This window comes from Pseudoduganella danionis (genome assembly GCF_009720775.1).
Classification (GTDB): domain Bacteria; phylum Pseudomonadota; class Gammaproteobacteria; order Burkholderiales; family Burkholderiaceae_D; genus Rugamonas; species Rugamonas danionis.
Map to the genome: position 1 here is coordinate 1,676,565 of NZ_WNKW01000001.1, position 25,766 is coordinate 1,702,330.

The window sequence follows — 25,766 nt, forward strand, 5'->3', positions numbered from 1 at the left end:
ATGGCAGCAGTCCTAAGCGCTCCAGCGGATTGCGACGAAGCGCCGCCGGCGTAGCGCGAAATGCAGATAGACGCGATAAAACGTCGTTGCAGGGCGGGCTTTCTTGCTCCCTCCGCTAGCTGGCTGCGTTGCCCGACCATCCCTGCGAGGAAGCCATGCCGCGTCTGTATTCCCAACTACTGCTAGCCCTGCAGGCACGCTTGCGGGCGCGCCGCCGCGCCGCCAATCTGCGTGCGGGCAGGCCGGGCGCAGCTGCGCTGCCGGGGCATGCGGCGCCGATACGCTCAGAGGCAGGGCGGCGCCCGCAGTGGCTGGCGCAGTGGCACTGGCTGTGGCTGGTCGCCTTGCTGCTGGTGGGCGGCTTGCTGATCGCCAGCCATGCGCGTTATCTGGTGCAAATCAGTGCGCTCACGCCGCAGGCCAGTCGCACGGTACGGGCCGTGCAGGAATTTCAGGCCGTGCTGCCCGGGGTGCGCTTCGAAGTGCCGCAGCAGGCGGGTATTTCGCTGAGCCTGCATCCGGAGGCGGCCTTGCTGGTGCTGACCGGCATGCAGGCTGCACCAGCCGTGCGTATCGATTTATGCAGCCAGTTGCGCGCGCCGGATGACCCGCGCCTGCTGCCGCTGCGACTAGGCTACCGTTTCGACGATGTGCAGCGGCTGGTAGGACAGAACCAGTCCGCTGCCTTGCCGCAGGCACTGCGCAATGTGCTACTCGTGTCGGAGCAAGGCGTGGCGGCGGGCATGCCGCTGGTGCAGATCAGTGGCAACGCAGGGGCCGATTTCAATGACCCTGCCGGCGCAACCCTGCAGCTGAACTGGCAGGCTCAGCGCACGGACGTGCGCTGGCTTAGCGACGCCGGTTTCGGCCAGATCGAACAGGGCCGTACTGCCAGCGTGAGCTTGCGCCAGCAGGGCTGGCTAATGTGGGGCAATGAGGCCGCGCTGCACATCGAACGGCGCAGCAACGTCACCTGTCCCCAGGCCGGCGAATTGACCGTGCAGCTGTACCGCACTGCCAGCACGGGTGCGCGCGCAGCGGAAGCTGGCGCAGCGCAAACGGCGCTGGTGCAGGCATTTCCGGCCCGTGGCCGCCCGGTGAGCAGTGTCCTGCAAGCGGGCGTGTATCAGGTGCCGGCCACTCCGGCCGCCGCGCTGGAAGATGCCAGCCTGTTCGCTGCCCTGCAGGCGCAAGGGCTGCTGCGCCTGAATGCGCAGGGCAGCATAGAACTGGCACCGCCGGACCTGTTGCAGTGGCAGGCACTGGCGCCAGACCAGCGGGTGGAAGGTGCCCAGGACTGGCAGGCGGTGGCGCCCGACGCGGGCAACCGCAAGCTGCTCAAGCGTTTGTACTATCAGGCTGATGGTGCGTATGTCCGCCAGCAGGTGGAACTGTTTAATAGCGAACGCTGGCTGCTGGCATGGCGCGCGCCGGAACTAGCGCCAAGCGCCGCGGCGACGGCAGGGGCAATCAGCAACAAGGGGGCGTCGGCTGGCACTGGGGCACCGTCCGAGATGCGGGACCAGGTAGCGTCGCCGCAGTGGCAGGCCAGTATGGCGCCGCCCGGCGCGAAGGAGGGCATGGCCGTGCCGCTGGCCAGCACGGCCCAGATGCCGGTGGCCGCGACCCGTTTGTTTGCCGCTTTGCCGCAGGGCTGGCAGAGCTGGAACCGGCTGGCCAACTGGCCGCCCGCCCTGCAGGCCGGGACGCGCACCGTGCGGCTGCAACTGGCGCTGCCGGCGCCAGCACAGGGCGGTGAGCAGCTGCGCCTGATGCTGATCGGGCAGGTGGCACAGGTGGATGGCGCGACCGTACATAGCTTGCCGGCCTGCACGGGGCGCGCGTGCCGTAGCGCCAGCGATGTGCAGCAACTGCTGCTGAGCGTACAGCCGGGCGCGCGCAGCGTGCAACTGCTGATAACGCCGCTGCCCTTCCATCCGGCCGAAGACGAGAAATACCGCCACCTGTGGGTAGACCACGGCCAGCTGCGCTGGCAAGCCTTGCCCGCCGCGTCGCATCGCACGACAGTAGGCGGCACGCAGGCTGGATCGCCGCCAGCGCTACAACTGGTGGACCGCCACGGTACCGCCTTGTGGCACGATGGCGCCAGCACGGCCGAAGCAGCGCAAGCCGGTCTGGCCCCTTTGCTGGGGCTGGCGCGCGACCATGGCAGCAGCGTGGCTGGCATGCTGGCTCGTTTGCCCGGCGTGCCACAGCAAGCCCGTTTGACGCTAGACCTGCCGTTGCAGGCGCTGAGCCAGCAGGTGCTCGAATGCGTAGGCCTGCGCCATGGCCGTTGGGATGGCGCGCAGTGCCATGCTGGCGGGCCGGTGCCGGAAGGCCGCCATGCAGGACTGGTGATCCTCGATGCGGAAAATGGTGACATTCTTGCTGCCGCCGGTGCGGGTATGGGGCATGTGTCGGCAGCCAATTGGGCCGAAGTGCGCGATTTCGATCGCACCAGTCCGGCCCGCAGTCCCTTGCGCCTGCCCGCATGGCAGCATGATGGCGGTGCCCACCAGAGCCCCGGTTCCACCTTCAAAGTGGTGACGGCGCTGGGGCTGGAACTGGCAGCGCAGCAGGATCACCAGCTCGATGCGCTGCTGTCAGGCTTGCCGCTGCCCGCACTCAATCGGCTGGCGCAGCAGCGTGGCTTCGGCTTCCAGACCGATGCCGCCAGCTACCCGCTCAACCCGCGTCTGGCCCACGTGACCAACTACCGCGAGCAGAGTCTGGAACGGCGCGCACAGGATGGCAAACTGGGGCTGGCACAGGCGCTCACCTACAGCCTGAACACGTGGTTTGCGTGGACGGGTGAACTCAGTGACCGTTCGCTGTTTGGCCTGGCCGAAGGCGGTGCGCCGGACCTGCAGGCACTCGATGCCGGTGCGCTCGATAGCATACGGCCCATCGTGGCAGCGGCGCACAAGCTGGGTTTCGAGCAGCGCCTGCGCCTCGATGGCGGCCTGCTGCCGGCCGATTACGACTGGCGTAGCTGGGATGCGCTGCAGGCCACGCCGGCCCACATCGATCCTATCCACACCCGCCACGAACTGCGCCAGATGAGCATAGGCCTGCGCATGCAGGTCACACCACTGCAGATGGCACTGGCCTCGGCCGCCATTGCGCAGGGGTCGGTGGTGACGCCGCGCCTGTTGCTGGCGCTGGACGGCAGCAACAGTGTAGCGCCGTCCCAGCCGCCGCTGGGCATACGGCTGGATCGCGTGCGGGCCGGCATGAAAGGCGTGGTGGATACGGGCACGGGGGCAGGCGCCTTCCGTAGCAGTGCGCTGGCAGCGCTGCGCCCCGGCTTGTACGGCAAGACGGGCACGGCGCCTAGCGGCCCCGATAGCGCCACCGTCTGGTTCACGGGCTGGCTGGAAGCGGGCAGCCTGCCGGGCCAGCGTCACCGGCTGGCGCTGGCGGCTTTTGTCAGCCATTCCGAGGCCACGGGTGGCGAACATGCGGCGCCGGTGCTGGCCACGGTACTCGCGGCACTGGCCGGACGGGTGCACCAGAACAGCGAACAGAAGCGGAATTAGCCCTGTGACTGCGCAATTGGAACCGGCACTGCTGTGGGATGATCTTGAGGCGTTCGCCCTGAGGCGGACTTTGATCAATTACACAACAGGATAGTATGCGCCTGCCAGGAACGCGGTATCAGGAGCCCGGCTGGGAACAAGTGCGGAAATTGCTGGGGCAAGCCAGTGTGCAGATGCTGCGCACGCTTGCTCCCGATGAACTGCAGGACCCGGCCCTGCTCGATCGCTACGTCGATGAGACGGGCGCACTGCTGCACGCCTGCCGCCACACGGCCCGCGCCGCTGCCGCTGGCAATAGCTATGGCGATAGCGTGGGCGAGCTGGCTCTCAGTCTGCTGTACGAACTGCCAGTGCAACCGGCGTTCTGGCAGGCCTTCCTCGCCACGCTGGAGACGGAACTGGCGCGCAGTGGCGTATTCTGGCAGCAGCCGGCCGGCGAAGGCATGCTGCGCAAAAAGGTCAACGACCTGTACGCGGGCCTGCGCGACCGGATCGACGCCGATGGCTATATGGTGGCGACGGGGCGCAGCTGCACGCCCAACCGCATCTACACCTACCGCATGCTCGATACGGCTTACGGTGAAATCGCCGCCCTGTTCGCCGACTGGCAGGCCCATAGCGCGCAAGTGGGAGCGATTCTGGGGCGCGAACTGCAGGGCATACCTATCGAAGTGCGGCAGATGAAGTCTATAGCTGGCTGCAAGGCAGACTGGGTGATTGCCTGGAGTGCTACGCTGGAGCAGTTTAGCGGCGCCGCCGGGCCGCTGCACACGCGCTCCAAGCGTTTTGCCAGCCTGAAAAACAGTCCTGACAAGATAGCCGCCATGCTGGCCGAAATCGGCGAGTACGAACAGTTATCGGCCAATCAGGATAGCGCCGAGACCTTCCGCAGCGATGCCGGGGAAGCAGGGATATGGCTGGAAGACTACTGGCGCGTGCTGCACGCATCCGAGCAGTACGAGCAGGATGGCGGCGATAGCGGCCCTGATCAGCTGCTGATGGCCGAAGCGGGCGAGTACGATAGTGAGGTTGACGGCGAGGCAGTGCCTGACAGCGAGCAAGTGGCTGAAGCGGGCGCCGAGGCGGATAGGGTAGGCCTGCACGCGGCATGGGCCGAGCCGGACGAAACTACGCGCATGCTGGAGCAGCAGCGCGCCAGTGCTGTTTCTCTGCCCCCCGGCTATTTGTCACTGGCGCGGTTGGCACAGCACGCCGGTAGCCGTATGCTGGGCATACTGGCGCAGGAAAGCTTGCCGATACGGCTGGCCGTGTATCACAAACTGCTGGGTGTGGCCGATGACAGTTATCCGGATGTCTGGCTGGACCCGGCCACGGGCGAATTGCCCACTTTGCAGCAGCTGGCCGCACTGGACGGAATCTCCATGCCCACCCTGCGCAAGCGCCGCAATGAAGCCATCGATAAGCTGTATGCTGCCCGCCCGAGCGGTGCAGCCTGAAGGAGAATGCCGTGAAACCCACCATCACCGGGCTGGAAGCCCGATTGCAGGAACAGTTGCTGCTGGCGCGCGCCGTGCCCGGCGACCGGCTGATGCTGGCCGATGCCACCCTGCTCCAGGCACTGGACGGCAGCCGTCCCCTGACGCCGGCAGAGCGCACGGCCCTGCAGGCTTCGCCGCTGACCCTGAAACGCTTCCGCCAGCTGGCTTTGCAGCGCCATCACGCGGCCCAGCCTGGCCATGCCACAGGCTGGAACGGCAGTCAGGGTCTGCTGCGCGCCGCCGCCACGGCAACGGCACTGGAAACCCTGCGCACGCAGGATGGCTACTGGACGCTGGACTTTGTGCCATCGGAACAGGGCTGGCGCGTGATACTGGCGCTGTGCGCCGATGCGCCGTTTGCTGCGCTGGCCGTGCAGCAGGGCTGGCGTGTGCAGGTGCACGATGGCGCCGGCCAGCTGATGCTGCAAGGCGCGCTCGATGACGATGGCGAATGCGAAGCCGCCTGGCCCCATGCGGCGGCACCAGCATCCTACCTGCAGCAGCATGGCGCCAGCTTCGTGGTGACACCAGCAGGGCAGCGCTAATGGGCCTGTTCTCGCGCCGCAAAGCTACCGGTACCGAGCTGTCGGGACTGGGCAGCAGCATGATTGCGCTACCGTGCGAGGCGGGCAGCGTGGTGCCGGCCGGCTGTACGCTGGTGCTAGGCAGCGCCGACGGCCAGACCCGGCGGGTGGCAGCGGCCAAGGTGGTGCTGGGGCAGGGCGAACGCGCGTGGTGCTTCCATGCCGGCCCCTACACGCTCGATCTGCAGCCGTTTGCGGCGGCACCGGAATGGGGCTTGCGCTTGCGTGTGCTGGTGGATGCTGCCGATCCGCGTGTCTCGCAACAGCGTTTCGATCTATTCCTGCAGAGCGAAGTGGCGCAACCGCTGAGCGGCGCAGCTTTGTGCAGCGCCCTGCAAGGCGCGGTGCAGAGCGCTCTTGCACTCGGTACGCTGGAACTGCCGCCTTGCACCACGGTGGAAGAATGGCATGCCTTCCGCGCCGGTCTGAACCAGCTGATGTACACGCGCTACGGCCTGACGGTGGATGACTGCGTGCCGGTCGATCTGGCGCCGCAGGCTGATTATGCGGCCATGCTGCGCAACCGTGCACTGGCGCCTGTGGCCGCGCCGGTGCCGCTGATCATCGCGCCGCCAGTGCCGCAACCGCAGGCCGGAGCCGTGGCCTATGTGGCGCAGGATGATGCGGCCGGCCTGCGCCGTTTGTTCATCGAACTGCCGGCGCTGTGCAGCGCCTTGCGCCTGCTGGAACTGCCGGCCGGTGTCAGCAGCTTCGAGGCGCATCAGGCTGTCCTGCTAAGGCTAGGCATGGCCACCCTGAATGCATCGAGCATGCCTTCGCTGGGCTGGGCCACGCCCGACCAGCCGCTGCCTGTGCTGCAGCAGCAGCGCCGTATCGCCCACACTCTGCTGGCCGTGCAGGCGCTGGATCAGGCCTGGGCGGTGCTGGCCCGTATGCAGCTGGCGCGCAGCAGCGAATGGCTAGCCCTGCTGGATGAAACTGCGCGTATCTGCGCCAATCTGGAAACCGGTCTGGCCGGACGGCGCCAGCCCTACCCGCCGGTGGAGGAAGCCGCATGAGCAGCATGCTGCATTCCGCGCTGCCCGCTACGGCGCTGTGCCGCACTGTGCTGGCCGACGGACGGATACTGACCATCACGGCCAGCCGCCGTCCGCGCGCCAACCGTGCCGATGTCAAATGCAGCGTGGCAGCAGCGCCGGCGCTGGCCCAGCACATGCAGCAGGTGGTGCGCATGGCGCGCCTGACCGAGCCCGTACTCGATACGCGCGATCAGGTCGTGCTGAGCATGGACCATACGCCCGGCGCGCTCGAGCGCGACTGGGAACTGGCCGCCGTGCTGGCCGACCGCATGGTGCGTGGCGTCTATCAGCCGGCCAATCCGGCCGGCGTATTTGCTTTCGGCGCTTCCGATGGCTGGCATCTGGGGCGGCTGCGGCTGGCGGAATTGCCCCTGCCTGTGCCGGTACAGCGCAGCAGCGCAGGTGCGGTTGCGGCCGGTGCTGGGGCTGCCGGCGAGAACGACCGCTACGCTATTGCGCTGGCCCGGTTGCCCGACGACGGCATGCTAGTGTATTCCGAAGCGGCCACCACGCTGCCGCGCGCGCCGGACGGGCGCTGCTTCGCCATCAGCCATCTGGGCGCTTTGCACGGACATGCCGATCAGGCGGATTGTGTGGCCAGCGTACGCAGCTGGTTCCCGCTCTACAGTGGCGGCCTGCATGACAGTCTGGCATGGGTGGAAGTGAGCGTGTATCCGCTCGATGCGGCCGATGGCGGCGCCAGCGAAGAGGACAGCATCGCCGCGCCCCAGCTGGAACCGGCGCGCCTGCTGGGCTTGCGCCAGACGCTGGCGGCGGCACGCCATTTCGATGGCCACGGGCTGGGGCGCTGGCGTACGCTGGTGCGCTTCGGTCAGCCCGAGTTTCAGGGCGCATCGTATGAGCTGGCGCTGGTGATGGCCGACCGTATGGCGCGCGGGCGCGAATTCCTGCCGCGTGGCCGTCTGATCGCCAGCGGCCAGTCCAGTGCCTGGCATGCGGGGCTGGTGGAAGCGGTGGAAGGCCAGCAGGCCAAGCTGGAATTGATAATCCGGCAAGCCGGCGCGGGCGACCGTGTGCTGCTACCGGCGGACTGGGCAGCAACGCTGCCGGCCGGCTATCAGGCCCAGCTGCGCCAGCGTGGCGCCAGCCTGGCATGTATCGGCCGTATCGGCATGATTTAAAACGTGCGCAAACGCGCGCAAGAATGGAGCTGCCCTGCTAGAATCGGCTGATGGCAGAGCAATCCGCGAGATGAATGGTTGAGGGAGTCTGACATGTTCCGCAAGTTAGGTTTTGGTGGCGTCAAGTGTCCGCGCTGCGAACAGAAGAACGACGGCCAGTCGGGCTACTGCCAGCACTGCGGCCTGACGCTGGGTGCGCCGCGCAATGAGCCTGTGCTGCGCGATAACCGCTGGATACCGGCGGATGACGAGCTGGCCGTGTATTTCGGCGTCGCCAGCCTGTCCGGCATCTTCACCAAGACACTGCGCGTGCCTGCCATGGCGCGCGCCTATATCCTGCAGGCCGACAAGGCCACCGAAGTGCCGCAGGGCGAGTACGAGATTGAAGGCTTTTTCACGCGCCTCAACCACCTGCTGCGCAACCAGCATGCCGAAATCCTGATCACGCGCAGCGTGGCGCTGCCCGTCAGTTTCGAGTTCGAGCAGTTGCGTACGGCCGAGCAGCTCAAGGTGGCGGCCAGTTTTACTATCAATCTGGCGATCGAGCAGGTGCCCGCGTTTGCGCGCCACTTCATGACGGCGCCCGGTACCGTCACCACGCGCCATTTGCAGGATTTGCTGGAGCCGTCCGTGCGCCAGCTGGCGACGGAATTCATCGCCAGCCGTTCCATCCGCGATATGGCCGACAACGGCCATCTGCGCCAGCAGCTCGATGAGCGCCTGCAGTCGGGCCTGAAGCTGCGGCTGGCCAGCTACGGGCTGGCAGTGGAACGGGTGGAGACGGTAGCGCTGCGGCACGATAAATACGACCATAACCGCGAACGGGTGGGCAGCCTGTGGCTGGTGGCCGATGAACGTCAGGGCCAGCTTGAACACACGCGCCAGCTCGACCAGCTGTACGATGCCGAAGAATGGCAGGCCATCGCCCGCGAGGAGCGCAAGCAGCATACGGAATTGCGCCGCGCCGAGCTGAAACAGGATGCTGCCGTCGACCGGGCCGAGCTGACCTTGAAGGAATCGGAACGCCTGCAGGCGCTGCGCGCACGCGAAGTGGATCTGTACAGCCGCATCATGGACGCCAAGACGCGCAAGGTCGCGCTGGACAAGGGCGCGGGCACGGTGCTGGCCGATCTGGAGCATGAACTGGCCAAAAACAAGGCACAGCGCGATGGCGAAGCGGCAGACTGGGAACATGTGCGCCAGCTGGCCCGCATCCGTATGCAGACGGAGCTGGAAGTGCTGCAGCAGACGGCAGCCGAGCAGCGGCAACTGGCGCAGCAGCGCCTGTCGCACCAGCTGCGCCAGCAGGCCATCGAAAACCAGATCGGGAATGCGCTGCGCATCGAAGACGAAGCGCAGCGCCGTCAGGAGCTGCTGGCCCTGCGCGAACAGGAAAAAGCCGAAAAGCAGCGCGAGCTGGCGATTGAGGCGGAAGCCCATCAGCAGCAGCTGCAAAGCCTGACGCTGGCCACTCTGGCCCAGCGGCGCCAGGCCGAGCGGGTGCAGGAATGGGAAGACCAGCAGGCACTGGCGCGCCAGCGCGAGCTAATGCGTACCGATGCCGTCAAGGATGCGGGCAATGCGGTGGAAGTGGCACAGGTAAGGCAGCGGCTCGAAGCTTTGCAGCGCGAAGGCGCGGCGGCCGATGCGCTGGCCCAGCACGAGAAGCTGCTGCGGACGCTGGAAGCAGACCAGCTGCATACGCGTCAGCAGCAGGCCAGTGCCAGACAGGCCATGCAGGACCAGCTGGCCATCGAGGAACAGCGCCAGTTGCTGCGCCAGCGCGAGCAGGAGCTGCAGTGGCAGCAGGAATTGCGCAAGCTGGATCAGGCCAGGGAAGAGCGCTATGCGCGCTGGAAGGGCGATTACGAAGTGCTGCTGGCGCAGCAGAGCCACGAGCTGGCGCGCATGGATGCCATGCACCGGATTAGCGACACGGCCAAACTGGCCACGGCTGCCGGACCCAATGTGCAGGCGCTGGCGCAGGTGATGGGCCTGCAAATACAGGCTGGCATGGACGCCGCGCAGATCCACGCCCATGCGCAGGTGGTAGGCGCGGGCCAGCCGCCGGCACCGGTGGCCGCTGCCGCAGCGCCGGCCCGCTGCAGCAACGGCCATGTGCTGCGCGCCGGCCATGAGGACGATAAATTTTGTGCCACCTGTGGCGTGGCTTTGCAGGAAACCAGCAAGCTTGGCGGCTGACTAAAAAGCCGATATTTCGAAACATGATGCAGACAGCAAGAGACCGGATCCGCGAACTGCGGGCCTTACATGACGACGGGCTACTCAGCCTGCAGGAGTTCGACCGTCGCAAGAACGCCATCCTCGACGCCGAATATGCGCCGCCCGGCGCAGCGGCGGCACAGTCGCAGCCGCTGCCAGTAAAGCAGGGCACGGAACTGGGCTTCATGACGGGGCAGGAAATCGGTCCGCAGAACCGCCGCTACCGGCTGGAACGCCTGATCGCCATGGGCGGCATGGGGCAGGTGTGGCAGGCCACGGATCTGGCCACGCACGCCGAACTCGGTCATAGCGAAATGGTGGCGCTGAAAATCTTGCCACCCCAGCTGACCCAGAGCGCTACCCATGCCAAGCTGCTCATCGAGGAAGCCACCCAGGCGCGCCGGCTGGCGCATGAAAACATCGTGCGGGTGTACGAATGGGCGCAGGACCCGGCCACCTCCAGCTATTTCATCATCATGGAGTATCTGGAGGGGCAGGATCTGGATGCCTATCTGGCCGCACAGGGCAAGCTGGCGCTGGATGCCATCTACCGCCTGCTGCTACCGGTGGCCGAGGCGCTGGACTATGCGTGGGATAAGCACAAGCTGGTACACCGCGATATCAAGCCGGGCAATGTCTACCTGACCAGCCATGGCGACGTGAAGCTGCTCGATTTCGGCATCGCTTCGCGCGTGCGCAATGCCGGCAGCAGCCTCGGTCTACAGACGCCGAATGCGGGTACGGCCGGCTACCGCGCGCCGGAAGCCGGCACCCATCAGCGTCAGCCTTCCCGCACGCTGGACGTATATGCCGTGGCGGTGATGATCTACCAGCTGCTGGAAGGGCGCATGCCTTTCGATGCCATGCGCACGGCGGACTTCCATCCTTCGCCGCCGCAGGCGCTGCAGCCGGCCCAGTGGCAGGTGCTGCAGCAGGGCTTTGCCTATCTGGCCGAGCAGCGGCCAGCATCGGTTGCGGCGCTGCTGCAGGCGCTGCGTGCGGCCGCTGGTCCCAGCGAGGAAGAACTGGCCGCACAGGCGCGCGAGGCAGAACAACGCGAACAGCAGCGTCAGGCCGAACTGGCAGCGGCACAGGCGGCGCAGGCGGCCAAACAGGAACAGCAGCGCGCCGAAGCCGAGCAGCGCCGCGCGCAGGCGGCCCAGCTGGCGCAGCAGCGCGAAGCTGAAGCACGCGCAGCGGCTGCCGAAAAAGCCCGGCTGGAACAGCAGCGCAAAGTGATGGAAGCGCGTCAGCGTGCCGAAGCGGAAGCGGCGGCACAGGCACGCAAACAGGCTTTGCGCGAGCAATTGCTGGCGCGGCGCGAAGCCGATGCGCAGCAAGCCCGCGCGGAACGCGCCGAACAGCAGCGTAAAGCCGCCCAGCTGAAAGCGGAAGCGGCCTATCGCGCCGAGCAGGAACGCCACCGCAAGCAGCAGGCCGAACGCCATGCAGCCGAACTGGCTGCCTTGCGCCCCACGGCCGGCAGCCCCGTGGCCGATGCCAGCGGCGTGCTGCGCGACCGCTTCCTCGATGGCACGGGCGTGGGGCCGGATCTGGTGCTGATCCCGACGGGGCGCTTCCAGATGGGCTCCAATGAAGTGGAACGGGCAGCAGCCATCAAGTCCGGCGCACAGAAAGCCTGGCTCGATCGCGAGTTGCCGCAGCACTGGGTAGGCATAGAGTATTCGTTTGCGCTGGGACGTTTCCCTGTCACGGTAGGCCAGTGGCGCCAGTTTGCACGGGCCACGGGCTGGGAATCGCTGTCCGATACGGACTGGCGCGCGCCCGGCTTTGCCCAGAACGACGAACATCCCGTGGTATGCGTGAGCTGGGTCGATGCGCAGAAATATGTGGCATGGCTGTCCGAGCAGACGGGCCAGACCTACCGTCTGCCCAGCGAGGCGGAATGGGAATATGCCTGCCGCGCCGGCACCCGCACGGCTTTTTCGATGGGCGACACCATCAGCACCGAGCAGGCCAATTACGACGGCAATTACACCTATAACAACGGGCCGCGCGGCGCTTTCCTGCAGGGCACCAACAAGCTGGGCACCTTCCAGCCCAACCCCTGGGGCCTGTTCGACATGCATGGCAATGTGTGGGAATGGACCCAGGACGTGGTGCACGAGAACTACGAAGGCGCACCGGCCGATGGCAGCGCGTGGGAGCAGGGCGGCGACAAGGCGCGCCGCGTGCTGCGCGGCGGCTCGTGGCTGTACAACCCGCGCTATCTGCGTTCGGCCGTGCGTAACGGCTTTTCTGCCGTGCTGGCCAACGATATCGTGGGCTTCCGGGTGGCGCGAAAATTGGTCTAGCGGGCGGCGGGGTGTATACTGTCGGCCTCTTTAAACTTCTGGACTACTACCATGAGCGCACTGCCACCATGCCCTAAATGCCATTCCGAATACACCTACGAAGATGGCGCCATGCTGGTGTGCCCGGAGTGCGCCCACGAATGGAGCGCCACGGCGACCGAAGCCGCTGAAGAAACCGCGCGTGTGTACCGCGATGCAGTCGGTAACATCCTGCAGGATGGCGACACCGTGACCGTGATCAAGGACCTGAAACTCAAAGGCGGTGGCGGCACCGTCAAAGTCGGCACCAAGGTCAAGAACATCCGTCTGGTCGATAGCGACCACGATATCGACTGCAAAATCGATGGTTTCGGCCAGATGGGTCTGAAAACCGAATTCGTCAAAAAAGTCGTGTAATGCGGCTGCGTGAGCCGCGCTCTGCGAGCTCACGCCAAACGGTGTAAATTAGCGGTTCTTTGTCTCCTCCATAAAGGACCGCCGTATGACTATCCGAGTATTGCGCGACCAGTCGCTGCCTATGCGCCACATCGTTCATGTGCGCGATCACATTTTCTCGACCGACGGTTCGGAAGCCGAAGGCGGCAGCGATGCCGGCCCTTCGCCGCACGATCTGTATGATGCGGCCCTGAGCTCCTGCAAGGCGCTGACCGTGGTGTGGTACGCCAAGCGCAAGAACATCCCGCTGGAAAACGTCGAAGTCAGCATCGCGCGTGACGCCAGCGAAGAGCGCCAGGGCGTCTACCGTCTGGCCGTTACGCTGTATCTGGGCGGCGATCTGACGGACGACCAGCGCGCCGAACTGCTGGCCGCGGCGCAGAAATGTCCGGTCCATAAGCTGATGGCTTCCGTGACCACGGAAATCAGCACCCTGCTGGGTTAAGGCCATGACCGTCACGACCCTGATCAAAGGCCACGAGAAAGACCTCGGCGGCGGCTTCGTGGTGCGCCGCTATCTGCCTGCTGCCGTCAAGCAGGCGGTCGGCCCCTTCATTTTCTTCGACCATTTCGGTCCCGTCGATGTGCCGGCCGATGCCAACCACGACGTGCGGCCGCACCCGCATATCGGACTGGCGACGGTAACCTATCTGTTCGAGGGCGCGATGGATCACCGCGACAGCGTGGGCAGCGTGCAGCGCATCGAACCGGGCGCCATCAACTGGATGACGGCGGGACGCGGCATCGTCCACTCGGAACGTACACCGGCCGATCTGGTGGGCGTGCCGCACCGCACGCACGGCTTGCAGTTGTGGGCGGCGCTGCCGGTGGCGCATGAAGAAAGCGCGCCCGGCTTCTGCCACACGCCTGCGGACGCGATTCCCGAATACACGGCCGCTGGCGTCTGCGTGCGCGTGCTGGTGGGTTCCGCCTTCGGCCTGACTTCACCCGTGCAGACCTATAGCCCCACGCTGTATCTGGATGTGATGCTGCAGGAAGGCGCAGAACTGGCGCTGGAACAGTTACCGGCGGAAGCGGCTATCTATCCCATCAGCGGCGAGATCAGCGTGGACGGGCAGGCGCTAGCGCTGCATGCCATGGCCTTGCTCGATACGGCGGCAGCGCTGAAGGTCAGCGTGCATAGCGAGGCGCGCTTTGTGCTGATCGGTGGCGCAGCACTGGATGGCCATCGCTATATGTCGTGGAATTTTGTTTCGTCGCGCAAGGAGCGCATCGTGCAGGCCAGTGCAGACTGGGAAGCCCAGCGCTTCGATGCCGTACCGGGCGAAACGGAATTCATACCGCTACCGGCGCGGCTGCCGCGCTAAGCGTCAGCGCTGCGTCAGGCCGTGGAGAGTGCGCCGGCTGCCACCGTTTCATACAGATCGGTGGCATGGGTGCGGATGATCCAGTGTTCCGGATACGGATCGCTGGCGAAGCGGCTGGGGCGGGCGATGCGGCTCAGCTTATCGAGCGGCGTGGTGGGTGCCAGCGCGGTTTCCTTGCCGGTCACCTGATCCAGATGCCAGAAGCCGCCATCGCGGTGCAGCAGTATGGGCAGTGCGGCAGCCTGCGGCGTGGCCGGATAGGCTTTGAGCGGATAGCCGGGATGGGTCTCCGGCATCAGCAGGTAGTAGCATTCGGCGCTGGCGCCGTGATCCAGCCGGTGCAGAATCACGCCATGCGGCATGATGGCGGAAACCGTCAGCACCACGATGCCCTTGATGCTGGCCGTGAGTTCGATGCGCATGCCCAGCCTGAGCGTGGTGGGCTTGTGTTTGCCGGGCCAGACGCCATCGAGCAGGATGCCGTAGCGTGACACGTCTTCAATTTCGAAACCGGCACCGGCGCGGCGGATCACCGCGTGGCGGCCGGACAGGCGGCGCGTCAGGCCATTGCTGTCCTGGCCATCGGGCGTGTAATGGGTCAGCAGCAGATTGGCTTCCGGATCGACCAGCTCGAAACGCCCCAGCACACATTCGTCCAGCGCAAACAGGCGCACCTGACGCTGGGTGCCCGCTTCTGGCGCGGCATTCACCAGACTGGCCGCGCGGCTGGGGTGAGGGTGCACGGCCGGACCTTGCGGCATATCGATTTCTATCAGGTCTTCATCCCACGCGATGGTGGGGAAACTCAGATCGACCTTGCCGGCGCTGGCGCCCAGATCGAGCTGGGCGATGCCGGCATTGCGTGCGGTGACGTCGATATCGACGCTGTGGCCATCGGGCGCGCTGACGCGGGCAATGGCGGCATCGTCGGCCATCACGCGCACGTTCTTGTGGGTGCTGAGGAAGATGCGGTGGATTTCCGTCAGCGTGGCATCGGGCCGTGGCACCAGGATCACGAAGGTGCAGACCCATTTGCGCGTGGCTAGGCCGGTGTGGCGGCTGGTCAGCTCTATGCTGATCTGGTACTGCCCGTGTTCCTTGCCGCGCGAGGAAAACTCGGCGAATACGGGGCGCCATTCGCCGCCGCTGGCGCGCACGAAGGACTGCTGCGATGCGCCGTTGGGTATCAGGTCCGATTGCAGTTGCAGCACCAGCTCGGGAGCGCAGCCTTCGGGCATGCCGCGCAAGGTCATTTTCAGGGCCTGACGACCACCGGCGGCGCGCGGATCGAATCCGCTGATGTGCAACTGGGGGCGGTCCGACTGGGCGCGCTGGACCGGGCGGGCGTAATTGGGGGCGGGTTCTGCCGGCGCAGCATCAAGCGCCGTGCCGGCGGAGCTGGCACGGGCGGTGCGCATGGCACTCAGCAGGTCAAAGCTGGACGGTGCGGGCTGGGTGTGGCCACCCTCGCACGTAGTCGCTCCAGGCATGACCCAGTAGGTGCAATGCGGATGCTGGGCATTACTGCATTTTTTCATGATGAACCGGCACTGGGATACCCCTCAGTGTAGGCGCTTTTTGCCCTGTTTGGCAATCCGATCACTGATCGTCGTGGCGAATTTTCGCGCGGCTCATGGCAGTTTTGCCACGTCCGCATTAATCGTGGGGCTTTGCTGCCTGTGGTAGTGCTGTTTCGTCAATATTGCCATGGTGCGCAACGAGCGGACGCAACAGGATGGCACTCAGATTATCGATGTGCAGGGCCGGTGGCGGGTGCTGGCGGTAGTCGTGGTAGAGCGCCTCGAGCGCCGCTGCAACGGGCTGCCCGGGCCCGCCCAGCAGTGCCGGCCAGCGTGCCACCCACAGGTCGGGGCGGGCGCAGGACCAGAAGCCGTCCGTGGCCAGCAGGTAGAGCGCGTCGCTGCGCAGGGTGAGCGCGCGCCGGTCCGGCAGATGCTGCAGGAAGGCGGGCAGACTGGCCTGATCTAGCGCATGCAGGCCGTCGGCCAGCACCTGCGGGTTGTCGAATGCATTGCCGAGGATGTAGGCCTGCGCGATCTGGGGCCGGTGTTCGCCGTGCACCTGCTGCCACCATTGCTGTTCGTCGAGCAGGCCGTGCATGGCGTAGGCCGTGGCCGGCACATGGTCGACCGTGAGCGGGCGCACGGTTTCAGCGCTGATTTCGTACAGACGCGAGTCGCCCACGTGGTACAGCAAGGGGGCGCTGTCGGCCGGGATTTCCAGCAAGGTGAGCGTGGTGCCGGGGCGGCGGAAGCTGTCGGCATCGTGCAACTGGCGGAACTGCTGCTGCAGGCGGTGGTGCAGGGCATCGAGCTGTTCGCCAAGTTGCTGCAGCGTGTGGCAGGCCGGCACCTGCAGCAGTGCCTGCGCTACGGCTTCGGCAGCTTCGCGGCCATGACCATGGCCGCCCATGCCATCGAGCACGGCGAGGCGCACATGGCCGGCTGGCCAGTCCGCCACGGTCAGGCTGAGCGGCTGCTGCTCGAGCATGAGGACGGCCTGTCCGCGCGCATCGATCAGCAGCAGATTGTCCTGATTTTCCGGCACCTGCAGCTTGCTGATGCTGGCTTCGCAGCGGGCCGCCACGCTCAGGCTGGCGCCGAAATCCAGTTGGTCGGTCAGGCTGGTCATGGCTAGGGCAGATGTACGGCGCGGTGGGAAAGGCCACAGCTTAGCCGAAAACCGCGCCGGCGCGGCACAACGGGCTGGCGATTTAGTGTTCATGCGTCTGGCCTGCCGCTTCTTCGCTGCGGCGCAGCCACAGGCTGCTGACCCAGCCCGTGCTGCACTGGCCGCGGTTACAGGCGCTGATCTGCCACCAGTCACCTTGACGCTGGCCGGTCGGTGTGACCAGTGCCCCGGCCGGAATGGTGCGCATGCGGGTGGCTTGTACCCCGGCCGCGTAGCGCAGGTTCAGGTCGTGATGCACGATGAATGGCTGCGCCCTAGCCGCGCTGCCCGCAGCCGCGCCGGATTGGAGAGCGGCGGCACTGTCGTCGCGGGCGGATGCGGTAGCACTATGGCCGCTGCTGTCCGCTACGCCGCTGGCAGCATGGGCAGGCAGCAGCCAGTGGCTGAATAGCTGGGCAAACAGCAGCGTGCCGCCCAGCGTAACGGCGATGGCGCGCAGGTTCAGCTGGCGCCACCAGCGGCGCGGCGTGCAGTAAGCGGCCAGCACCAGCGTGACGAGCAGCGCTGCAGGATAGATGGCTGCGGCTAGCGGCAGAGGTAAGTTCATGGCGGCTCCGCGCGTCAGGCATCAAAGCGCAGCACGTAGGGACCGGCTACCAGATGGTGGCCGCGCGGCAGCAGGTAGGGCGCGTCCGTGCTGGCGCTTTCGATGTTGGCGACCCATGCCAGCTTGTCGTCGAGGTGGTAGAGCGCCTGCGTGGCGCTCAGGCGTCCGATCAGAAAGCCGCGTGGCGTGGCCTCGAAGCTGAAGGCGTCGCGCGACAGACCGATACGCTCCACCCCGGCGCATGCGCCGCCTGCACGCTGGAGGAAACGGGCTTCGCCCAGTATGCGCAGCCCGGCCAGTACGGCCGAATTGCGGCCGAAATTGAAGCGGGCGCCGGCCGGCGCTGCGGCACTCAGCGGGCGCGCCAATCCCAGTAAGGCGCAATAGCGTTCGGCCATGGCCGCCGGAGCAGGCAGCAGCGCTATGCTGGTGCCATCGACGGGCGTGAAGGTCGCCGGTGCGCTGATGCGCTCTCTGCCTTCGGCGCTGGCGGCATACAGTTCGTCGTTGCTGTTGACAATGAAACTGATCACGGCATCGGCGCTGGGCGCCAGTGCCATCTGGCGGTTGAATGGCAGTGCCAGTGCCTGTGTGCCGGTCTCGCGGTAGCGGCTCAGGCGGGGCAGGGCCAGCGCCACCAGACTGACGCGCTGTGCGCTGGTGGGGGCGTAGGTGGCATCGCCTTCGCTGCTGGCCAGTTCCGGCTTGTGCTGGACGGGGATGGCGGTTACATCCGCGTTGACATGGCGGTGCTGGGCCTTGGCGCTGCCGGCAGCGCCATCGCGCATGGACAGGCCGTTCTGCCTGTCCTGCCAGACGGCGGGCCGGGGCTGTGCTGCGCTGGCCGATGCTGGCGCCGAGGCTGAAGGCAAGGCTGCGCCAACCGCGTGGCTACGCGCGGGCGCACTGGCGCTGCGGCTGATCTTGAGCAGCAAACGCGTGCCGCCTGCTACTTCGGGCAGCGTGCGGATGACGTAATAGCCGCTGCGCGCGTCGTAGCTACAGCTATAGCCTTCCTTGGGGCGCATCTGCACCACGGGCGGCGTATCGGCGCCATCGTTGAGGATCAGCAGTGTGGCGTCGGGGCCGAACGGCCAGTGGGCTGTAGGATGGCTGGCATCGCTGCCCACTGCTCCCAGTAGCACCAGCCGCTGGGCTGGGTAGATGGGGCAGACCGGGTGCCACACGGCGCTATCGCGCGACAGGCTGACGTTGTACAGCACCTTCTCGTCCGGCGCAGGCAGATACACGGCATGGCCGAAGCGCACTTCCACTTCGCCCGCGCCCAGCGTATCCGTGCCGATCACGTCGTAGCGTACCTGCTCGCCGCCCAGCAAATCGGCAAAATCTTTCTGGTGCAAGCTGGTCAGCGATTGTGCCAGATCGCGTGCGCGGGCACCGCGGCTCAGGTGGTAATCGTCATCGACTTCTTCCTGCGGCAGCGCCAGCGTGATGTGGCTGAAGCAGCGCGTAGCGGCGCGGCCGCGATGCTCGCGCGGGCTGCGTTCGAGCAGATCGCGCAGCAGTGGGCGGCGCGAAAACAGCGATAAACCGGGCGCCTGCCATAAAGCCTCGGCGTTAAAGACGTCGGGGATGCGGCGCAATATCTCGTGTTGTACATAGACTGGCATGATTCATACTCCTTGCATGGATGGCGCACTGAAGGCACTGAAGGCTAGCAGGGGGCAGAGGAAAAACAGCAGGTGGCTGCCACCGGCGGAGAGAAAACTCATGGGCTGGCCCATGATGGGGAAGATGGCCAGATTGGTGCCCCATGAAAGCAGGAAGTGGCCCAGTACCAGTGCGGCTGCACCGCACAGGGCGAAATAGCGGAAGCGCCCCAGCCACGCCTGGCGGAAGTGGCGTGCGCTCTGGGCCATCTGGTAGTTCTGCCATGCCGTGCGCACCAGCGCGTAGAGCAGGCCGGCCTGCAGGCACCACAGCAGCAGCCCTGCCAGCAGGCCGTGCCGGTTGAGGAAGAAGGAGGCGGCAAAATCATCCTGTATGGCCGGCACGCGCAGCACCTCGCTGGCGTGCTGGCCCAGCGTCAGCAAACCCAGACGCTGATCGCTGCCCCACCAGCCGCCGTCGGCTATGGCCTGAGCGCCGGCCAGCAACTGTTGGCCGGTATGGGGATGCAGGGCAGGGTGCAGCCAGACGAGGAAGCGGTCGGCATAGAAGCCCCAGCGTATCAGTTCGTCGCTGCCGAGCAGGCGTAGTGCGGTGATGGCTGCCACGGCCATCAGACCTAGCGCAATGACGCCGGCGAGCAGGCCGCGCCGCCGTGCAGCCAGCGCATAGGCCAGAGCCATGGCACTGCACCAGACCAGCAGCAGTATCAGCGGTGAAAAGTCATCGACCTGCACCAGTGCCAGTCCTAGCAGCATCAGGAACAGCAGGGCCGGCGCGATCAGGTGCAGCCAGCGCCCGCTACGCGCGGACAGGCTGGTGCCCGATTCGTGCCAGCTGAAACGCAGCGCAAGGCAATGCGCCGTTAGCGCGGTCAGAGCCAGCTTGGCCAGTTCGACTGGTTGCAGATCGAATACGCCGGTTTCATCGCCGAAGACTACCTGCAGCAGCAGCCCCGCCAGTGCCACGGCAGCGAAGCCGGCCAGCAGCCATTCGAGCTGGCGCTGCGGTAGATAGCGGCCCTGCGCCTGCCTGCGCTGTAGCCATAACTGGCACAGGGCGGTAGCACCGGCGCCCAGCGCCACCAGGGCACTGCTTTTCTGGTAATAGCGTAGCCAAGCGGATTCGCTGGCGCCCAGCCCCAGTTCGAGCTGGGACAGCAAGCCCAGTGCCAGCAGACTGCAGGCGCAGATGCCGAGCAGGGTGCGGCGTGCCGGATGGCTGAGCCATAGCAGCAGCGCGCAGCTGGCCAGCAGCAGCGACAGCGCTGCCGGCGGTGCCTGCACGCTGCGCTGCATTAGCATGGCCGCCAGTGCGCAAGCCATTAGCAGTAGGGTGGTAACCACTGTCAGCAGCGGCGTCAGAGCATTGGTCAGCGCGTTTTTCAGCGGACTGTTTTTTTGTGGCGCTTTTATTGCGCCCGTTGGTGCACGGCCCGGTACATATGGCGGTGTGCAGTAGGCATGCAGCGCGTACAGACAGACTACGCCGGCAAGACAGATGCCGAGTGCGACGGCCAGTGTGCGCACCGACGCGGTGGCCTTGCTCAGCCCTAGCTCGCGCTGCTGCCATTGCCACTGTACGACCTGCGGCAAGGCGATTCCAGGAGTCGCATACTGCTGCACGTGCTGGGTAGGCCGCAAGGTCAGCGTGTCGTCCTGGATGGCGATGGCAAAGCGGGTGCGACCGACGATCATCGTGCCGGCGTCGGGCACGGGCAGTTCCTGACGGCGGATATCCTGCGCTTGCTCCTGTGCGTACATCTGCGATTGCGCCGGCGTTTGGCCGTCGGTCTGGTGCGGTAGTAACAGCAAGGGCAGGAGGGCGCCGTCGGGGTTGCCGGCGTGAAGCTGGTAGCGGCCATGCTCGCGCGTGATCAGTGCCGAGCCAGTGCTGACCTGAGCGAGGCCCAGGCGATTATCACAATATAGGTTGCCGCCCAGCGTCAGCGGGCGGGCTAGTGCCAGCCAGTGCGGCACGTAGGCATTCCAGTGGCCTGCCAGCCGTGCCAGCCCGTGGCTTTGCGGGCAAGCGGGCTGACGCTGGCCATCGCGATACAGCACGGCACCGTCGTAGCGCCAGTGGTGGTCCGCCGCGCTGAACTCCAGAGCGCCGCCGTTCTGGCTATCGACCCGGAACAGCGCAGTGCCTAGCTGGAAGCGCTGCCCACCAGCTAGCACGCTGCTGCCGCTGTGCTGTTCTGTGTCATCCGACTGCAGTAGCAGACGGTGGGTGCTGCTCAGGTTCTGCACCAGCCAGCCGCGCTGCGCATCGCGCCACAGACGCAGATGGCGTCGATCGGCCTGCGCGGCCGCCAGTTCGCGTGCGCCCAGCTCGATGCTGTCGCCAGCGGCCAGACGAAGCGCTATGCTGGCTGGCTGCCATGCGGCGGGGGCACGCAGTATTGCCAGTAGCTGCAGCGCCAGCAGCGCCGCCGGTAGCAGCAGCGCGGCAAAGATCGTCGCCCCTGTGCGCATGGGAAGTGCAGACCGCTGCGGGGCGGAGCGCGCGCTGCGTTGCGGTGGGTAGGCGCGTGCGCCGTAGCGTGGCGCAAACCGGACAAGGCGGGCCAGCATCATGCGCTCCGCATGGTTTGCCAGCCGTTGGCCGCAGTGGGGCGGCGCATGCCGCGCACGGGATCGGTGACATCGAGGTAGTTGCGTTCGGGCTGCATGCCCTGTATCGCATGCAGCATGCGGCTGATCTGGATAGCATGGCGCGGGCGCTGGGCAGGATCGGGATGCAGCAGGCTACGTAACAACAGCAGGGCACTGTCGCGCGCCCCGGCCGGCAGGGCGGCGCAGAAGCGCGCCGCTTCATCTTCCTGCAGGGTGGCGGGCTGCATACCGCCGCTGGCCCGCAGCAGCAGGCCGGCACCGGCATTCTGGTGGCTGCGATAGGCGTTGCCGCAAGCTGCACAGAATTGCAGCGGCGTGCCGCCCGTGACCAGAAAATACAGCATGGCGCCGAGCGAAAAATAGTCGCTGGCGGCCGAGCTCTGGTAGCTCCCTTCCGGCTGGGGGAAGTACTGCTCGGGTGCCTGCCAGTTGGCGGTGCCGGCATAGGAATGCAGCTCGGTGTACAGGCCATGGCGGTTGGTGCCGAAATCGGCCAGCTTGACCGTCTGCAGGCCCCAGTCCAGCAGCACATTGGCCGGTTTCAGGTCGAGATAGCGCCAGCCATACTGGTGCACCTTGGCCAGCGCCTGATTGATCTGGCTGACCCAGCTCAGCAAGCGGGGCAGCGGCACGGTCTGCTGACAGGTTTTCTGCGCTTGCATATGCCGGCCCAGATCCGTGGCCAGCAGTTCCAGCGCCAGTACCGGCAAGCCCTGATGCCAGCCACTATCGAGCAGGCGGACGATGTGGCGCTCATCCCACGGCTCTAGCGCCTGCAGAAAGCCGATTTCATTCTGGGCGCTGGTAATCCAGCGCTCGCGCAGGGCGGGCTCGGCCTGCGCCATCTGCTCGTGATTGATGAATTTGAGTGCTACATCGCGTGTGTTGGCTGGCCCGCTGGCGCGCCAGATCACGCCATATGCCGACCTGCCTATCTGTTCCTGCAGCCGGTAGTGGCCCAGTTCCAGCGTTATGATAGTCATGCCATTTCCCCGCTTGGTGTGTGTAAGCTGGCTAGCGGGGGGAATGAAAAAAGCCCCGTGTGGCGGGCACGGGGCTAGTTTTGGGGACTACGATCTACTGTTACCAGCGGCCGCGGTCATGGTGATGATGGTGTTCCCAGCGCTCGTCGCGATATTCGCGGTATTCGCGCACTTCACGGTAGTAAGGGCGGGCAGGTTCCACGTACACCACGCGTGGTGGCGGGGCATAGTAGACCGGCGCCGGTTCGTAGTAGACGGGGGCAGGGCGGGTGTAGACGCGCGTTTCGACATAGCGGCCACCGCGGCCACGGTCGTAATAGCGGTCGTCGCTGCGGATGCTGTTGCCCACGGCAGCGCCGATCAGGCCACCGACGATGGCGCCATCGCGGCCGCCGCTGCTGTTGCCGATCGCGGCACCAACCACGGCGCCGGCCAGCGTGTTGAACTCGCGTTCGCCGGCATAGGCCGACGACGAGACCGCCGCTGCGGTGACTAAAGCCAGCATCATCGATTTTTTGTTCAACATGGTATTCCCCTTGCGTAGGCCGGATCGGGAGGATCGCTGAGCCAGTGAGTTCACTATAAAGCAGCGCTGCCAAAGCGCCACGTCTTATACACCTGCTTACAAACTCGGGGAGCTGGTAAAGCCTTGTAACAATTAGCGCCTTGCGGCCTGCCATTCGGGCCGCAGCAGGGCAAATAGCTGCACGCTCTGGTAATGGCCGTTGATGAAGAAGCTCTCGCGCATGATGCCTTCGGCCTGGAAGCCGCATTTCTGCGCTATGCGCACCGAGGCCAGATTCTCGGGTGCCATCAGCAGTTCCAGCCGATGGTAGGTCTGCGTCTTGAACAGATAGTCCACCAGCAGGCGGCAGGCTTCGCTGACATAGCCCTGGCCCGCCAGCGTGGCGTCGAACAGGCGGTAGCCGATTTCGCGCGTGATCGGGGTGCGGCTCTTGAAGTGGGTGATGACACCGATGATGTGGTGGTGCTGGTCTTCAATCACGAATAGTTCGCTGTCCTCGGTGACGAAACTGCTCTGGGCGAACTCCTTGCGCAGGGTTTCGGGGGACTTGAAGTGGCTGGAAAAATAGTCGCCGCGCGAGGGCAGGTCGTTGACCAGTGCGATGAAGGTGTTCAGATCGGCCGTGAGCAGATGACGTACCGAGCACAGTTTCCCCTTGAGCATAGGCGCTTTCTTCAACAGATTGAAGAATCATGGTAGTGCAGCGGCGATAACAAATCAACATTAATGACAAGAACCTCATGATCGGTTATGGTTTAGATCATTTTTCATTTAAGCCAAATTCTGGCTCCACTACGCTTCCTTCTCTGCCCCTATCTGGAAAACCATGAAAGCTACCAAGTTTGCCCTGACTGCCATTGCCAGCTGCCTGTTCGCCGCTGGTGCCGTAAGCGCTGCCACTCCGAATGACGCGGCGACGTTGAGCCGCATCCGTTCCACCGCCATGGAGAGCGACTGGGCTTACGAGCGCTTGGCCGATCTGACCGATCTGGTGGGACCGCGTTTGTCGGGTTCGGCCGGTTATGCGGCGGCCGTGGAGCAGGTGGCCGATGCCATGCGCAAGCTGGGCGCCAAAGTGACGCTGCAGCCGGTCAAAGTGCCGCACTGGGTGCGTGGCGCCGAAACGGCGGAACTGGTGGACTATGCGGGCCGCCCGGCCGGCATCACCCAGAAGATCGTGCTGACGGCGCTCGGTGGTTCCGGTGCCACGCCGGCACAGGGCCTGACGGCGCCTGTGCTGGTGGTACGCAGTTTCGACGAGCTGAAAGCCAAGGCCGCGCAAGTGAAAGGCGCCATCGTGCTGCTGGATGTGCCGTTCGATCAGGAACTGGCCGACCGTGGCCATGCCGGTGCGGCCTATGGTCCAGGCGCCGGGTTCCGCTATGCCGGTCCGAAGATGGCGGCCGAGATGGGCGCTGCCGCAGCGCTGGTGCGTTCGGTGGGCGGTGCGACGTACCGTATTCCCCACACGGGTGCCACCGGTCTGACTGAAGGCAAGCGCATTCCGGCGGCGGCCATTACCACGGAAGACGTGCTGCTGCTGGACCGCCTGCTCAAGCGCGGCTCCGTAAAAATGCATCTGACCCTGACCCCGCAAACCCTGCCGGACGCCGATAGCTACAACGTGATCGCCGACTGGCCCGGCAGCGACAAGGCGGACGAAGTGGTGATCGTTTCTGGCCACCTCGATTCGTGGGATCTGGGCACCGGCGCGCACGACGACGGCACGGGCGTGGCAGGCGCCATGGGCGTGATCGACACGCTGCGCAAACTTGATCTGCATCCGCGCCGTACCATACGCGTAATCGCCTGGGCCAATGAAGAAAATGGCACCCGTGGCGGCAAGGCTTACTTCGACGCCAACAAGAACCTGCTGGACAAGCATTTCGCCGCGATCGAATCGGATAGCGGCGGTGGCCGTCCGTTCGGTCTGATCGGCAGCGTTACAGCGCCCATGGTCAAGTATTTCGCGCCACTGCGCGAGGCGTTGAGCCCTATCGGCGCCAGCGTGTTCGAGCGGCGCGATATCGCCGGTGCGGCTGATACGGGCCCGCTGGAACGTGCCGGTGTGCCGGTGTTCGAGCCGCTGGTGGATTCGTCCTTCTACTTCAACTACCACCACACGGCAGCCGATACGCTGGACAAGGTGAATACGCTGGAGCTCAAGCGCCATGTCGCCGTGCTGACTTCGCTGACCTGGTTCCTCGCCAATATGGAACAGCCTATCGGCCGCGTGGGCAAGTTCGATAGCGAAGACTGAGCTGGGCCGCTGCTGTCGTGCGCACCAGCCGTGCGCGCCACGCTAGCGCTTCATGCTAGGCTGGACCTGACTGGCATGGAGCGCGACATGGACAAAATACTCTACAAAGGCTGGTATATCCTGCCGACGGCACTGCCCACTACGGACGGGCAGTGGACGGCCAGTTGCGATCTGGCGCGGGTGGAGGCAGACGGGCCGGAAGTGTTTGAAGGCGTGACCCTGCAGTTCGTCCGGCCACGCGAGCTCGATGCCATCAATGCTGCGTGCGACGAGGCGCGGCGTCAGGTCGACAACATCCTCGCCGACCCGCTCACCCGGCTGGCCTGAAGCACGGGCCCGTGCAGGGCTGTTGGAATTGTCCTGCTGGTGGGATTTTGCTAGTA

At 65.6% G+C, this 25,766-nt stretch carries 20 protein-coding genes; 12 read left to right on the forward strand and 8 right to left on the reverse strand.

Annotation, left to right across the window (positions count from 1 at the left end; genetic code table 11):
* The first annotated feature begins 155 nt into the window (after positions 1–155).
* From GM655_RS07305 to GM655_RS07350, 10 genes are all read left to right on the forward strand, one after another.
* Positions 156–3,542: a penicillin-binding transpeptidase domain-containing protein gene (locus tag GM655_RS07305; protein WP_155433866.1), complete on the forward strand. Its 3,387-nt coding sequence runs from the start codon at positions 156–158 to the stop codon at positions 3,540–3,542.
* A gap of 95 nt (positions 3,543–3,637) precedes the next feature.
* The gene (locus GM655_RS07310; RefSeq protein ID WP_155433867.1) at positions 3,638–4,999 is read left to right on the forward strand and encodes a hypothetical protein; all 1,362 of its coding nucleotides are present in this window, start codon (positions 3,638–3,640) and stop codon (positions 4,997–4,999) included.
* A gap of 11 nt (positions 5,000–5,010) precedes the next feature.
* The gene (locus GM655_RS07315) at positions 5,011–5,586 is read left to right on the forward strand and encodes a hypothetical protein (RefSeq protein WP_371866727.1); all 576 of its coding nucleotides are present in this window, start codon (positions 5,011–5,013) and stop codon (positions 5,584–5,586) included.
* Entirely contained in the window at positions 5,586–6,644 is a 1,059-nt protein-coding gene (locus tag GM655_RS07320) for a hypothetical protein (protein WP_155433869.1), read from the forward strand. The genes GM655_RS07315 and GM655_RS07320 overlap by 1 nt, the downstream gene beginning before the upstream one ends.
* Positions 6,641–7,807, forward strand: a complete 1,167-nt coding sequence (locus GM655_RS07325) for a hypothetical protein (RefSeq protein WP_155433870.1) — start codon at positions 6,641–6,643, stop codon at positions 7,805–7,807. The genes GM655_RS07320 and GM655_RS07325 overlap by 4 nt, the downstream gene beginning before the upstream one ends.
* Positions 7,808–7,900: 93 nt before the next feature.
* Positions 7,901–10,009, forward strand: a complete 2,109-nt coding sequence (locus GM655_RS07330) for a coiled-coil domain-containing protein (RefSeq protein ID WP_155433871.1) — start codon at positions 7,901–7,903, stop codon at positions 10,007–10,009.
* 23 nt (positions 10,010–10,032) lie between these two features.
* A complete protein-coding gene (locus GM655_RS07335; RefSeq protein ID WP_155433872.1) occupies positions 10,033–12,345 on the forward strand; it encodes an SUMF1/EgtB/PvdO family nonheme iron enzyme in 2,313 nt (770 codons plus the stop codon).
* A gap of 51 nt (positions 12,346–12,396) precedes the next feature.
* Positions 12,397–12,741 (forward strand): zinc ribbon domain-containing protein YjdM, encoded by a 345-nt coding sequence (locus tag GM655_RS07340; protein ID WP_155433873.1) that lies wholly within the window; start codon positions 12,397–12,399, stop codon positions 12,739–12,741.
* An 85-nt stretch (positions 12,742–12,826) separates the two neighbouring features.
* Complete coding sequence (locus GM655_RS07345) at positions 12,827–13,225, forward strand: OsmC family protein (RefSeq protein ID WP_155433874.1); 399 nt, start codon at positions 12,827–12,829, stop codon at positions 13,223–13,225.
* A gap of 4 nt (positions 13,226–13,229) precedes the next feature.
* Positions 13,230–14,108, forward strand: a complete 879-nt coding sequence (locus GM655_RS07350; protein ID WP_155433875.1) for a pirin family protein — start codon at positions 13,230–13,232, stop codon at positions 14,106–14,108.
* Between the two features lie 14 nt (positions 14,109–14,122).
* On the opposite strand, the gene GM655_RS07355 is transcribed toward GM655_RS07350, so the two are convergent.
* The 8 genes from GM655_RS07355 to GM655_RS07390 all read right to left on the reverse strand — a co-directional run bounded on the left by GM655_RS07355 (position 14,123) and on the right by GM655_RS07390 (position 23,786).
* The gene (locus tag GM655_RS07355) at positions 14,123–15,646 is read right to left on the reverse strand and encodes an FHA domain-containing protein (RefSeq protein ID WP_155433876.1); all 1,524 of its coding nucleotides are present in this window, start codon (positions 15,644–15,646) and stop codon (positions 14,123–14,125) included.
* Positions 15,647–15,764: 118 nt separating this feature from the next.
* A complete protein-coding gene (locus tag GM655_RS07360) occupies positions 15,765–16,760 on the reverse strand; it encodes a PP2C family protein-serine/threonine phosphatase (RefSeq protein WP_155433877.1) in 996 nt (331 codons plus the stop codon).
* A gap of 82 nt (positions 16,761–16,842) precedes the next feature.
* Entirely contained in the window at positions 16,843–17,367 is a 525-nt protein-coding gene (locus GM655_RS07365) for an SH3 domain-containing protein (RefSeq protein ID WP_155433878.1), read from the reverse strand.
* A 14-nt stretch (positions 17,368–17,381) separates the two neighbouring features.
* Positions 17,382–18,998, reverse strand: a complete 1,617-nt coding sequence (locus GM655_RS07370) for a hypothetical protein (protein ID WP_155433879.1) — start codon at positions 18,996–18,998, stop codon at positions 17,382–17,384.
* Positions 18,999–19,001: 3 nt separating this feature from the next.
* On the reverse strand, positions 19,002–21,473 hold the full coding sequence (locus tag GM655_RS07375) for an FtsW/RodA/SpoVE family cell cycle protein (protein WP_155433880.1): 2,472 nt from the start codon (positions 21,471–21,473) through the stop codon (positions 19,002–19,004).
* A gap of 98 nt (positions 21,474–21,571) precedes the next feature.
* Positions 21,572–22,597, reverse strand: coding sequence for a serine/threonine-protein kinase (locus tag GM655_RS07380; protein ID WP_155433881.1), 1,026 nt, complete (start codon positions 22,595–22,597; stop codon positions 21,572–21,574).
* Between the two features lie 100 nt (positions 22,598–22,697).
* Entirely contained in the window at positions 22,698–23,123 is a 426-nt protein-coding gene (locus GM655_RS07385) for a YMGG-like glycine zipper-containing protein (protein ID WP_155433882.1), read from the reverse strand.
* Between the two features lie 132 nt (positions 23,124–23,255).
* Positions 23,256–23,786 (reverse strand): GNAT family N-acetyltransferase, encoded by a 531-nt coding sequence (locus tag GM655_RS07390; RefSeq protein ID WP_155433883.1) that lies wholly within the window; start codon positions 23,784–23,786, stop codon positions 23,256–23,258.
* A 163-nt stretch (positions 23,787–23,949) separates the two neighbouring features.
* Here GM655_RS07390 and GM655_RS07395 point away from each other — a divergent pair, with 163 nt between their 5' ends.
* Positions 23,950–25,383, forward strand: coding sequence for a M20/M25/M40 family metallo-hydrolase (locus tag GM655_RS07395; protein ID WP_155433884.1), 1,434 nt, complete (start codon positions 23,950–23,952; stop codon positions 25,381–25,383).
* An 87-nt stretch (positions 25,384–25,470) separates the two neighbouring features.
* Positions 25,471–25,710, forward strand: a complete 240-nt coding sequence (locus tag GM655_RS07400) for a hypothetical protein (RefSeq protein WP_155433885.1) — start codon at positions 25,471–25,473, stop codon at positions 25,708–25,710.
* The last annotated feature ends 56 nt before the right edge of the window (positions 25,711–25,766 follow it).

Bases quoted from the DNA above. Each gene is read 5' to 3' on its own strand.
- GM655_RS07305 (WP_155433866.1), top strand. From the start codon at position 156: ATGCCGCGTCTGTATTCCCAACTACTGCTAGCCCTGCAGGCACGCTTG.
- GM655_RS07310 (WP_155433867.1), top strand. From the start codon at position 3,638: ATGCGCCTGCCAGGAACGCGGTATCAGGAGCCCGGCTGGGAACAAGTG.
- GM655_RS07320 (WP_155433869.1), top strand. From the start codon at position 5,586: ATGGGCCTGTTCTCGCGCCGCAAAGCTACCGGTACCGAGCTGTCGGGA.
- GM655_RS07325 (WP_155433870.1), top strand. From the start codon at position 6,641: ATGAGCAGCATGCTGCATTCCGCGCTGCCCGCTACGGCGCTGTGCCGC.
- GM655_RS07330 (WP_155433871.1), top strand. From the start codon at position 7,901: ATGTTCCGCAAGTTAGGTTTTGGTGGCGTCAAGTGTCCGCGCTGCGAA.
- GM655_RS07335 (WP_155433872.1), top strand. From the start codon at position 10,033: ATGATGCAGACAGCAAGAGACCGGATCCGCGAACTGCGGGCCTTACAT.
- GM655_RS07340 (WP_155433873.1), top strand. From the start codon at position 12,397: ATGAGCGCACTGCCACCATGCCCTAAATGCCATTCCGAATACACCTAC.
- GM655_RS07345 (WP_155433874.1), top strand. From the start codon at position 12,827: ATGACTATCCGAGTATTGCGCGACCAGTCGCTGCCTATGCGCCACATC.
- GM655_RS07350 (WP_155433875.1), top strand. From the start codon at position 13,230: ATGACCGTCACGACCCTGATCAAAGGCCACGAGAAAGACCTCGGCGGC.
- GM655_RS07355 (WP_155433876.1), bottom strand. From the start codon at position 15,646: ATGAAAAAATGCAGTAATGCCCAGCATCCGCATTGCACCTACTGGGTC.
- GM655_RS07360 (WP_155433877.1), bottom strand. From the start codon at position 16,760: ATGACCAGCCTGACCGACCAACTGGATTTCGGCGCCAGCCTGAGCGTG.
- GM655_RS07365 (WP_155433878.1), bottom strand. From the start codon at position 17,367: ATGAACTTACCTCTGCCGCTAGCCGCAGCCATCTATCCTGCAGCGCTG.
- GM655_RS07370 (WP_155433879.1), bottom strand. From the start codon at position 18,998: ATGCCAGTCTATGTACAACACGAGATATTGCGCCGCATCCCCGACGTC.
- GM655_RS07375 (WP_155433880.1), bottom strand. From the start codon at position 21,473: ATGCGCACAGGGGCGACGATCTTTGCCGCGCTGCTGCTACCGGCGGCG.
- GM655_RS07380 (WP_155433881.1), bottom strand. From the start codon at position 22,597: ATGACTATCATAACGCTGGAACTGGGCCACTACCGGCTGCAGGAACAG.
- GM655_RS07385 (WP_155433882.1), bottom strand. From the start codon at position 23,123: ATGTTGAACAAAAAATCGATGATGCTGGCTTTAGTCACCGCAGCGGCG.
- GM655_RS07390 (WP_155433883.1), bottom strand. From the start codon at position 23,786: ATGCTCAAGGGGAAACTGTGCTCGGTACGTCATCTGCTCACGGCCGAT.
- GM655_RS07395 (WP_155433884.1), top strand. From the start codon at position 23,950: ATGAAAGCTACCAAGTTTGCCCTGACTGCCATTGCCAGCTGCCTGTTC.
- GM655_RS07400 (WP_155433885.1), top strand. From the start codon at position 25,471: ATGGACAAAATACTCTACAAAGGCTGGTATATCCTGCCGACGGCACTG.